Below are 10,121 nucleotides of genomic sequence, written 5' to 3'. Positions count from 1 at the left end.
GCTGGGCGGCACGGGTGGGCACAGCCCACGGTGCAGGGGGCCGCTCACGGAGGCGCAAGGTCGGTGCAGGCGGGCGCAGGCCCGGTGCGGGCGGCTAGGGGAGGAGCGTGGTGGAGAGAGCCGCGAGGAAACGGGTCGAGGTCGCCCGATCGCGGACGGCAAGCCGAATCCAGTCAGGCCCCAGGCCAGGAAACGTGTCGCCGCGCCGCACCGCGAACCCCTCATCCCGCAGCCGCTCGCGGACGAGCGCCGCCCCCGGGACCCGTACGAGCACGAAGGGCCCTTCCGCGGGCTCCACGACCCGCACCCCGGCGGTTGCCAACTCCGCGAGCCCGGCGAGGAGATGGGCCCGGTCCGCGGCCACGCGGTGCGCCGCGTGACCGGCCTCAGCGAGCGCCCGCGGCGACACGCACGCCTGTGCCGCCGCGAGCGCGGGCGTCGACACGGGCCACAGCGGCTGCGCCTGCTCCAGGGAGGCGATGGTTTCCGGCGACGCGATGACGTAGCCGATGCGCAGCCCGGCGAGTCCCCACGTCTTGGTGAGGCTCCGCAGGACCACGAGGCCGGGCACGTCGGTGCGGCCCGCGAGTGCCTCCCGCTCGCCGGGCACCGCGTCCATGAACGCCTCGTCCACGACGAGGTGCCGCCCGGGCCGGGCGAGTGCGGCGACGGTCGCGGCCGGGTGGAGCACGGATGTCGGGTTGGTAGGGTTGCCGACGACCACCAGGTCGGCTTCCTCCGGCACCGCCGACACGTCGAGCCGGAACCCGTCGGCCTCCCGCAGCAGTACCCGCCCGACCTCGTGCCCCGCGTCCCGCAGCGCCGCCTCGGGTTCGGTGAACTGTGGGTGTACGACGTAGGGGTGACGGACCTTCAGGGCCCTGGCGATGAGGACGAACGCCTCCGCCGCACCGGAGGTGAGCAGTACCCGATCGGGAGTCACTCCGTGCCGCTCCGCCACCGCCTGCCGCGCCGCCCGCCCGTCCGGGTACGCCGCGAGTCCGTCGAGGGACGCCTGGATGTGCTCCTTCAGCCACGCCGGGGGAGTGCCCGCCCGCACATTGACCGCCAGATCGACGAGCTCCGCACCGTCGTCCCGCACCTCCGCGTCCCCGTGGTGACGCAGATCGTGCCCCGACTCGGGCGCGTGGGTGAGGGGGAGGGGGAGGGGCGTCTGCATGGGCTCGGAGATCTCCGTGGCGCAGGTTGTGGCGGTGGCGGGGGCGGTGGACACGACTGCGGGCGTGCCGCCGGTCGCGGCGATGGGCGTCCCTCCGGCCGTGGCGGAGGCCATGGCGGTGGGTGTGCCACCAGGCATGGCGGTGGGCGTCGCGGCAGGCGTGCCGCCGGGCGCGGCGGTGGGCGTCGCAGCGGACGCACTTCGGTCCGCGCCGGTGGGCCTCGCAGCAGTCGTGCCACCAGGCCTCGCGGTGGGCGCACTTCCGGTCGCGCCACCGGCCGTGCCGAAGGGCCTCGCAGCGGTCGTGCCAGCAGGCGCGGCGGTGGGCGCGGCGGTGGGCGCCGCGGTGGGCGCACTTCCGGCCGCGCCGGTGGGCGTCGCAGCAGTCGTGCCACCAGGCATCGCAGCAGGCGTGCCACCAGCCGTGCCGGAGGGCCCCGCAGCGGTGGCGCCACCAGGCGCGGCGGTAGGCGCCGCAGCAGGCGTGCCACCGGCGGTGCCGGAGGGCGTCGCAGCAGTCGTGCCGCGAGCCACGGCAGCAGGCACCCCGCCACCCGCAGCGGCGGACGCCCCGCCCCCCAAAGCGACCGACGCCCCGCCACCCCTCGCAGAGGTCGTCGAGCTCACCACAACACCCCCCGACGTATCCGGCCGGCTCGCGATCGCGCACGTTGCCATCGCGGGGCGGTCCCGCGGTGTGGACTTCCGTTTGGGGACGAGGAGTTCGCCGCCGGTGCGCAGTGCCGCCGCCTCCGCGACGGAGGGTGTGCCGACGGTCGCGTGGGACCTCGCGGTGGGGTTGGGGACCCGTACGCGCGCCAGTTCCTCCGCCGGGTACGCGACGAGCGGCACGCCGAGCCGGGCCGCCGCGGCGACGATGCCCGGTTCGGTGGCCTTCGCGTCGACCGTGGCCAGTTCCGCGACGGCGTCGAGCCGCAGGCCCGCGTCGCGCACGGCGTCCCGTACGAGCCCGAGCACCTCCTCCGCGGGAGCGTCCTCGCAGGCGCCCACGCCGACGACGAGAGTGCCCCGCGCGGGCGCGGGCAGGGTGTCGGCGGCGGGCTCGGCGTCGGCCATGAGCGGTCCTCTCGTACGCGGTGGGGGGAGCGGTGACGGATGTGCGGTGCTGCGGGTCAATCGGTTAGCAAGGGGCCATGGCGGTGTTCGTGGCGCTCGGCGCCTTCCTCATGACGCTGGTGGGCGGCTGGACGGCCCAGCGGGTCACCGACCGGCGCCACCTGGTCCTGGGCCTCGCGGGCGGTCTGATGCTCGGAGTGGTCGGGCTCGATCTGCTGCCGGAGGCGCTGGAGGCGGCGGGCGGTCCCGTGTTCGGCGTGCCCGCGGCCCTGCTCCTGTTCGTGGCGGGCTTCCTCGTCGCCCATCTGGTGGAACACCTGCTCGCGGGCCGTCAGGCCGCGCACGGCGCCGACGAGCACGAGAACGGCCGGGTCCCGGAGGTGGGGCTCACGGCGGCCGCCGCGATGGTCGGGCACAGCGTCATGGACGGCGTCGCGATCGGCGCGGCCTTCCAGGTCGGCGGCGGCATGGGCGTGGCCGTGGCGCTCGCCGTCGTCGCCCATGACTTCGCGGACGGCTTCAACACGTACACGATCACCAGTCTGTACGGGAACGCCCGGCGCAAGGCCCTCGCGATGCTGTTCGCGGACGCGGCGGCCCCGGTGGTGGGCGCCGCGTCGACGCTCCTCTTCACCATTCCGGAGCAACTGCTCGGCGGCTATCTCGGATTCTTCGGCGGCGCGCTCCTGTATCTCGCGGCGGCCGAGATCCTGCCGGAGGCGCACCATGACCATCCGGCCCGCTCGACCCTGCTGTGCACGGTGGCGGGCGCGGCGTTCATCTGGCTCGTGGTGGGCCTCGCGGGCTGAGCCGCCCCGCGGCGTCATGGCGTGCATCGCTCGACGAACCGGCGCGCGACGCCCGGCTCCGCCGCCCAGTGCGTGTGCAGATAGCTGGCGTGCACGTTCCCCTGCACGAACCCTTCGACGCGCCGCTCCGGCTTGTGCAGCCCCCAGGCGGGCGTGGGTCCGGCCCCCGGCACGACGGCCGTCCGGTGGAACTCGTGCCCCCGCATCCGCGTCCCGGCCGGCGCGAGCACGCTGTCCGACACGGCGACCGCCTCCCGGTATCCGAGCGTCAGCCGCTCCGACATCCGCGCGTCGGCGTCGAGCACCCCGCACATCGGCTTCCCGTCCAGTTCGCGGGAGAGGTAGAGCAGTCCCGCGCACTCGGCGGCCACGGGCGCCCCGGACGACGCGAGGTCGGCCACGGCCTTCCTGAGCGGCTCGTTGGCGGACAGTTCGGGCGCGTACACCTCGGGAAAGCCCCCACCGATGACCAACCCGGCCGTCCCGTCGGGCAGTTGCTCGTCGTGGAGGGGGTCGAAGGTGACGACCTCGGCTCCGGCGGCGCGCAGCAGCTCCGCGTGCTCGGCGTACGAGAAGGTGAACGCGGCCCCACCGGCGACGGCGACGAGCGGCCTCCCCGGACCTGCGGAATATCCAGCCCGTACGGAGGGATCTTCAGCCCGTCCGGCGCTTGAGGACGAACTCGGCGAAGCCGGTGACGACTCCAACCCCGGGACCCACGCCTCCCCCGGCAGAGCAGGCGCGCTGCGGGCAAGCGCGAGAAGCCCCTCCAGGTCACACCCCTCCCGCACCCGCGAGGCCAACGCGGCGACGGACTCCACCGCGTCCGCCTGCCGCTCGGCGACCGGAACGAGCCCCAAGTGCCGGGAGGGAGCCCGGACTTCACGCACCCGGCGCAACGCGCCGAGCACCGGAACCCCGGCCTCGTCCAGTGCCTCCCGCAGCAGCGCCTCATGCCGGTCGGAGCCGACCTTGTTGAGGATGACGCCCGCGACCCGCACCTCGGGGTCCCAGGAGGCGAAGCCGTGCACGAGCGCCGCCACGGACCGCGACTGCGACGACGCGTCGACGACGAGGACGACCGGGGCCCGCAGCAGCTTGGCCACGTGCGCGGTGGAGGCGAGTTCGCCCTGGCCCGCCGCCCCGTCGTACATCCCCATCACGCCCTCGACCACGGCGAGATCGCACCCGGCGGCCCCGTGCGCGAACAGCGGGGCGATCAGGTCGGGCCCGCACAGGTACGCGTCGAGGTTGCGGCCAGGCCTGCCGGTCGCGAGCGCGTGGTAGCCGGGGTCGATGTAGTCGGGCCCGACCTTGTGCGGGGAGACGGCGAGCCCGGCGGCCGTGAACGCGGCCATCAGGCCCGTCGCGACGGTCGTCTTGCCGCTGCCCGACGACGGCGCCGCGATGACGAGGCGAGCTACCACTCGATGCCCCTCTGGCCCTTCTGTCCGGCGTCCATCGGGTGCTTGACCTTGGACATGTCGGTGACCAGATCGGCGAAGTCGATCAGCGGCTGAGGGGCGTTCCGCCCGGTGATGACCACGTGCTGCGTACCGGGCCGGTTCCGCAGCACCTCCACCACCTCGTCGGTGTCGATCCAGCCCCAGTGCATCGGGTAGGCGAACTCGTCGAGGACGTAGAGCTTGTACGTCTCCTCGGCCAGGTCGCGCTTGACCTGCTCCCAGCCCTCGCGGGCCTTGTCCTCGTTGGTCAGCTCGCCCTCGGCGGGGGCGCGTTGGATCCATGACCAGCCTTCGCCCATCTTGTGCCAGGCGACGGTGCCGCCCTCGCCGGAGGCGCCGAGGACCTTCAGCGCGTTCTCCTCGCCGACCTTCCACTTCGCCGACTTCACGAACTGGAAGACGCCGATCGGCCACCCCTGATTCCAGGCGCGCAGCGCGAGCCCGAACGCGGCCGTCGACTTGCCCTTGCCGATGCCCGTGTGCACGAAGACCAGCGGCCGGTTGCGGCGCTGACGTGTCGTCAGTCCGTCGTCCGGTACGACACTCGGCTGTCCCTGCGGCATTAAGCGGCCCTCCTCGAAGGCGAGTTCATTCCCTGTACGTCCTTGACGAGACCGGCGATCGAGTCCGCCCGCAGCTCGTCGAGCGTCACGGCCGTCCCGCCGAGCTCGCCCGCCAACTGGGCCGCGAGACCCAGGCGTACGTAACCCGACTCGCAGTCGACCACCACGGAGGCGACGCCTTCGGCCGCGAACAGCCGTGCCGCGCGCCCGGCCTGGGTCACTGGCCCACCCGTCTCTCGCCCCCACCCTTCTGAGGAAGCGCTCCGCGCCCTTGAATTTCCGCCCGTGGCGCGCCCATCCGTCACCACGACCACCAGGGGGCGCCGCGCGGCATCCCGCAGCCGCTCCACCCGCAGCACGTCGTGCGCCTTCAGCAGGCCCGCGGCCAGCGGCGTCCGGCCGCCGGTGGGCAGCGATTCGAGCCGGGCCGCCGCCGCGTCCACCGACGACGTCGGCGGCAGCGCCACCTCGGCCTCCGTGCCGCGGAACGTCACGAGCCCCACCTTGTCGCGCCGCTGATAGGCGTCGAGGAGGAGCGAGAGCACGGCGCCCTTGACGGCGCTCATCCGCTGCCGCGCCGCCATCGACCCGGAGGCGTCCACGACGAACAGGACGAGGTTGCCCTCGCGGCCCTCCCGGGTCGCCTGGCGCAGATCGTCACGGCGTACGACGAGTCCGGTGCCGGAGCGTCCGCGCGCCTTCTGGTGCGGGGCCGCCGCCTGCACGGTCGCGGCCAGGTGCAGCTTGGTGAGGGCGCCTTGGGGGCGGCGCGAACCCGTCGTACGGCCGTGTTCGGTACGCGCACGTGAGCGTCGCCCCGCCGCGCCCTCGCCGATGCCGGGCACGCTCAGCATCTTCGTACGGAAAGGCTCCGCGGCCCGCACGGCCTGCTGCTCGCCCGCGCCGCCGGGAGCGGGCGCGGGGGCGGGCTCCTGCGGGGCCGGTGCCTCGTCGGTGCCCGAACCCTGGTTCTGCGACGGCAGTTCGGGGGAGTCGAGGGATTCGGGGGAGTCCGGTCCCTCCCCGGCCGGGGGCTGTCCGCCGCCTCCGCCGGGACCGTCGTCGGGGCCGCCGCCGTCGGGGTCGTCGTCCCCCTCGTCGGTGCGGGACTCCTCCAGCGTCTCGTCGAGCTTGTCCTCGTCGAGCCCCGGCGCGTCGAAGGGGTTGCGGCGCCTGCGGTGCGGCAGCGCGAGCAGCGCGGCCTGGCGCACGTCCTCGCTCTGGACGTCGGTGCGGCCCGCCCACGCGGCGAGCGCCGTCGCGGTGCGCGCCATCACGATGTCCGCGCGCATCCCGTCCACCTCGAACGCCGCGCAGGTCGCCGCGATCTGCCGCAGCGCCCCGTCGCCGAGGACGACCTGGGGGAGCAGCGCGCGCGCCGCCACGACCCGGTCCCGCAGCGCGGCCTCGTCGGCGGCCCAGCGCCCCGCGAAGCCCTCGGGGTCGTCGTCGTAGGCGAGCCGCCGCCGTACGACCTCGACGCGCTGGTCGGTCTCGCGGGACGCGGCCACCTCGACGGTGAGACCGAACCGGTCGAGCAACTGCGGCCGCAGCTCGCCCTCTTCGGGGTTCATCGTGCCGACGAGCAGGAAGCGCGCGGCGTGCCGGACCGAGACACCCTCGCGCTCCACGTACGAGGCGCCCATCGCGGCCGCGTCGAGGAGCAGGTCGACCAGGTGGTCGTGGAGCAGATTGACCTCGTCGACGTAGAGGATCCCGCGGTGCGCGTCGGCGAGCAGCCCGGGCTCGAACGCCTTCACGCCCTCCGCGAGCGCCCGCTCGATGTCGAGGGCGCCGACGAGCCGGTCCTCGGACGCGCCGACGGGCAGCTCCACCATGCGGGCGGGCCGCGCGGTGGCACCGCCCGACTCGTGCGGGCCGTCCGGGCAGTTCGGGTCGGCCGCCGCGGGGTCGCACGAGAAGCGGCACCCGGCGACGACCGGCACCTCCGGGAGCAGCGCCGAAAGGGCGCGTACGGCGGTGGACTTGGCGGTGCCCTTCTCACCCCGGACGAGTACGCCGCCGACGGCGGGCGAGACGGCGTTCAGCAAGAGCGCGAGCCGCAGGTCGTCCTGCCCGACGAGGGCGGTGAACGGGTACGGGGTACTCACAGGGCCTCCTTGGTGCGTGCGGGGTGGTACGGGCCGGGCTCGGCCGCCGCGGTGCGCCCGGGGGCGGCCACGAGGCCGGTGGCGGCGGTCACGACGGTGCTCCCGGCGCGATGAACGGCAGCCCGGCCGGCGTCCCGCTCTCGATCAGGCCCAACAGGGCGTCCGTGTCCGCGTGTTCTTCGATCAGATCGCCGAGCAGGTCGAGCTGCTCCTCGCGCAGCGCGCCGAAGCTGGTGTCGGGCGCGGGCACGAAGCGCCGCCCGGCCGCGCGTGCCACCTCGGTCAGGAACCGGCGCCGGAACGCGTCGCTCTCCAGCGACCCGTGCCAGTGCGTGCCCCACACCTCGCCGACCCGGCAGCCGTCCAAGAAGGCTTCCCCGCCCGCGACGTCGGCCACGCCGTGATGGATCTCGTATCCCTCGACGCGCTCCCCGAGTGCCTCACCCACCGGCCGCGCGAGCGTCTTCTCGCGGGCGAACCGCACCCGCACGGGCAGCAGTCCGAGCCCGTCGACGGATCCGGCCCGCGACTCGACCTCGTCCTCGATGTGCTCCCCGAGGACCTGGAAGCCGCCGCAGATCCCGAGCACGGGCCTGCCCTCGGCCGCCCGGCGTGCCAGGGCGGCCGCGAGTCCGCGCTCGCGCAGCCACTCCAGGGCGCGCACGGTCCCGCGGGTGCCCGGCACGACCACGAGGTCGGCGTCGACGAGCTCCTCGGCCCGGTCCACGAACCGGACCACGACACCCGGCTCGGCGGCCAGCGCGTCCACGTCCGTGAAGTTGGACATCAGCGGTACGGCGCACACGGCGACCCGCAGCACGTCCTCGCCGACCGGCGGCGCGACCACCGACTCCCGCACGGCACCGCGCAGGGACACCCGCAGACCGTCCTCCTCGTCGATGCCGAGCCCGTGCTGGAACGGCAGCACACCGTACGTACGCCGCCCGGTGAGCCCGTGCAGCATGTCGAGCCCGGGTTCGAGGAGCGAGACGTCGCCGCGGAACTTGTTCACCAGATACCCGGCGACCAGCTCCTGATCGGCCGCGCTCAGCAGCGCCGTCGTACCGAAGAAGGACGCGAACACCCCGCCCCTGTCGATGTCCCCGACCACCAGGACGGGGAACCGGGCGGCCCGCGCGATCCCCATGTTCACGATGTCGGTGCGCCGCAGATTGATCTCGGCAGGACTGCCCGCGCCCTCACAGATCACGGCGTCATAGCTGCCCCGGAGTTCCTCAAGGCATCCCACGACGGTGTCGAGCAGCGCCGCCTGACGCCCCCCGTGATAGCCGCGCGCGCTCATCTCGCCCACGGGCTTGCCCATCAGCACGACCTGACTCGACCGGTCGCTGCCCGGCTTGAGCAGTACGGGGTTCATCAGCGCGCTCGGCTCGACGCGGGCGGCCTGCGCCTGCATGGCCTGCGCTCGGCCGATCTCGGCGCCCTCGCGCGTGACGAAGGAGTTCAGGGACATGTTCTGCGCCTTGAAGGGCGCGACGGACACCCCCTTGCGGGTCAGCCACCGGCAGATCCCCGCGGTGACGACGCTCTTCCCCGCGTCGGAGGTGGTCCCGGCAACCAGCAGCCCGCCGCTCATGTCCTTCTCCGTTTCCGCCGAGCGGCCGCCATCGCGACCCCCAGCGCCAGCCAGCTCACGCGCCGGGACAGCTTCACGGCCCGCTCGATGTCCCGCACGCCCACAGCACGCCCGTCCGCGTTCAGGACAGGACGGTGCTCGACCCGCCCCCCGTACGAGAGGGTCCCACCGAGCCGTACGCCCAACGCCCCCGCGAAGGCGGCCTCGACGGGCCCGGCATTGGGACTTGGATGCTTGCGGGCATCTGCCCGCCACGCCCGCACCGCCCCGGAAGGCGAGTCCCCCGCGAGCACGGCAAGGACGGCGGTCAGCCGCGCCCCCGGCCACCCCACGACGTCGTCGAGCCGGGCCGAAGCCCACCCGAATCGCCGGTACTTGGGCGACTTGTGCCCCACCATCGCGTCCAGCGTGTTGACGGCCCGGAACCCGACGAGCCCGGGCACCCCGCCGAGCGCCCCCCACACCAGCGCCCCGACCACCGCGTCGGACGTGTTCTCGGCGACGGACTCGACGACGGCCCGCGCGATGCCGTCGGCGTCGAGCGCCTGCGGATCCCGCCCGCACAGATGCGGCAGCCGCTCCCGCGCCACCTCGATGTCCCCGGCCTCCAGGGCCCCGCCGATGGCGCGTGCCTCGCGCCCGAGGGAGGTCCCGCCGACCACGGACCAGGTCGCGGCCGCGGTCAGCGCGACGGATCCGGCACGTGAACGGCGGGCAAGGGAAGAAGCGAGGGCGGCGGCACCGGCCGCACCCCCGGCACACACCACGGCGTGCAGCGCGCCCCACCCGCGGTGGTCGCGCCACAGCACCCGCTCGACGGCACCCGCCGCACGGCCGAACGCGGCGACCGGATGGCCTCGGCGGGGATCGCCGAGCAGCAGGTCACCGAGGAGGCCGGCGGCGGCGCCGTACGCGAAGTCGCGATCGGCACTCATGGGGTCAGCCGGCCGCTGGGCCGAGGAGGGAACTCGTACTCGGGAAGGGGACCGGCAACGGGCGGCCGCGCATGGCGATATGTCCTCACTCAGGGTGTCCGCGCCCTGGTTCGACGTGATCGGCGGCGCGAGTTCCTGGCTTCCGGGGAGGCGTCTCCCCGGTGACAGTGGCGGGACCGCGCCGGATTCGCACCGGCTTCCTCACTTGCCGCCGTAGTTGGCCCGGGCAGTCCACCACGCCCCGCGAACGCCCGTCAACTCGCTGTTGACCTGCGGCGGGAGAGTGTGCGGAGCCCCACACACGACGGTGGGGTGGGGGGCGGACAAGGGAGGGCCGGCCCCCCCCCCACAGCCCAGACGCCGGCGGCGGTAGTCTTGTTGCC

General features: G+C 74.4%; 7 protein-coding genes, 1 pseudogene and 1 riboswitch. Of the genes and pseudogenes, 1 reads left to right on the top strand and 7 read right to left on the bottom strand.

Annotation, left to right across the window (positions count from 1 at the left end; all coding sequences use genetic code 11):
• Positions 1-94 precede the first annotated feature (94 nt).
• Positions 95-1,180, bottom strand: a complete 1,086-nt coding sequence (gene cobC / locus ACFWZ2_RS32405) for an Rv2231c family pyridoxal phosphate-dependent protein CobC (protein WP_384551754.1) — start codon at positions 1,178-1,180, stop codon at positions 95-97.
• A 669-nt stretch (positions 1,181-1,849) separates the two neighbouring features.
• Positions 1,850-2,257, bottom strand: a pseudogene (locus ACFWZ2_RS32400) (cobalamin biosynthesis protein); the annotation flags it as partial.
• Positions 2,258-2,334: 77 nt separating this feature from the next.
• On the opposite strand from ACFWZ2_RS32400, the gene ACFWZ2_RS32395 reads away from it, so the two are divergent.
• On the top strand, positions 2,335-3,066 hold the full coding sequence (locus ACFWZ2_RS32395; RefSeq protein ID WP_384551750.1) for a ZIP family metal transporter: 732 nt from the start codon (positions 2,335-2,337) through the stop codon (positions 3,064-3,066).
• A gap of 14 nt (positions 3,067-3,080) precedes the next feature.
• Here ACFWZ2_RS32395 and ACFWZ2_RS32390 read toward each other — a convergent pair whose 3' ends face one another.
• From ACFWZ2_RS32390 to ACFWZ2_RS32370, 5 genes are all read right to left on the bottom strand, one after another.
• Positions 3,081-4,493: a cobyrinate a,c-diamide synthase gene (locus ACFWZ2_RS32390; protein ID WP_384551748.1), complete on the bottom strand. Its 1,413-nt coding sequence runs from the start codon at positions 4,491-4,493 to the stop codon at positions 3,081-3,083.
• Positions 4,487-5,095 carry a cob(I)yrinic acid a,c-diamide adenosyltransferase gene (cobO, locus tag ACFWZ2_RS32385; RefSeq protein ID WP_384551746.1) on the bottom strand — a complete coding sequence of 203 codons (609 nt, stop codon included), beginning with the start codon at positions 5,093-5,095 and terminating at the stop codon, positions 4,487-4,489. The genes ACFWZ2_RS32390 and cobO overlap by 7 nt, the downstream gene beginning before the upstream one ends.
• A complete protein-coding gene (locus ACFWZ2_RS32380) occupies positions 5,095-7,206 on the bottom strand; it encodes a putative cobaltochelatase (RefSeq protein ID WP_384551744.1) in 2,112 nt (703 codons plus the stop codon). Before ACFWZ2_RS32380 ends, cobO begins: the two co-directional genes overlap by 1 nt.
• Before the next feature lie 88 nt (positions 7,207-7,294).
• The gene (locus ACFWZ2_RS32375; RefSeq protein ID WP_384551743.1) at positions 7,295-8,803 is read right to left on the bottom strand and encodes a cobyric acid synthase; all 1,509 of its coding nucleotides are present in this window, start codon (positions 8,801-8,803) and stop codon (positions 7,295-7,297) included.
• Positions 8,800-9,738 (bottom strand): cobalamin biosynthesis protein, encoded by a 939-nt coding sequence (locus ACFWZ2_RS32370; protein ID WP_384551741.1) that lies wholly within the window; start codon positions 9,736-9,738, stop codon positions 8,800-8,802. The genes ACFWZ2_RS32375 and ACFWZ2_RS32370 overlap by 4 nt, the downstream gene beginning before the upstream one ends.
• A 127-nt stretch (positions 9,739-9,865) precedes the next feature.
• Positions 9,866-9,966, bottom strand: a riboswitch (cobalamin riboswitch).
• Between the last annotated feature and the right edge of the window lie 155 nt (positions 9,967-10,121).

The organism is Streptomyces sp. NPDC059002 (assembly GCF_042740435.1).
Taxonomy (GTDB): Bacteria; Actinomycetota; Actinomycetes; order Streptomycetales; family Streptomycetaceae; genus Streptomyces.
Note: the sequence above shows the minus strand (reverse complement) of the source record. Positions and strands in the feature narration are given on the sequence as shown.

Coding starts and splice junctions, on each gene's coding strand:
- ACFWZ2_RS32375 (WP_384551743.1), bottom strand. CDS start 8,803: ATGAGCGGCGGGCTGCTGGTTGCCGGGACCACCTCCGACGCGGGGAAG.
- ACFWZ2_RS32395 (WP_384551750.1), top strand. CDS start 2,335: ATGGCGGTGTTCGTGGCGCTCGGCGCCTTCCTCATGACGCTGGTGGGC.
- cobO (WP_384551746.1), bottom strand. CDS start 5,095: ATGCCGCAGGGACAGCCGAGTGTCGTACCGGACGACGGACTGACGACA.
- cobC (WP_384551754.1), bottom strand. CDS start 1,180: ATGCAGACGCCCCTCCCCCTCCCCCTCACCCACGCGCCCGAGTCGGGG.
- ACFWZ2_RS32370 (WP_384551741.1), bottom strand. CDS start 9,738: ATGAGTGCCGATCGCGACTTCGCGTACGGCGCCGCCGCCGGCCTCCTC.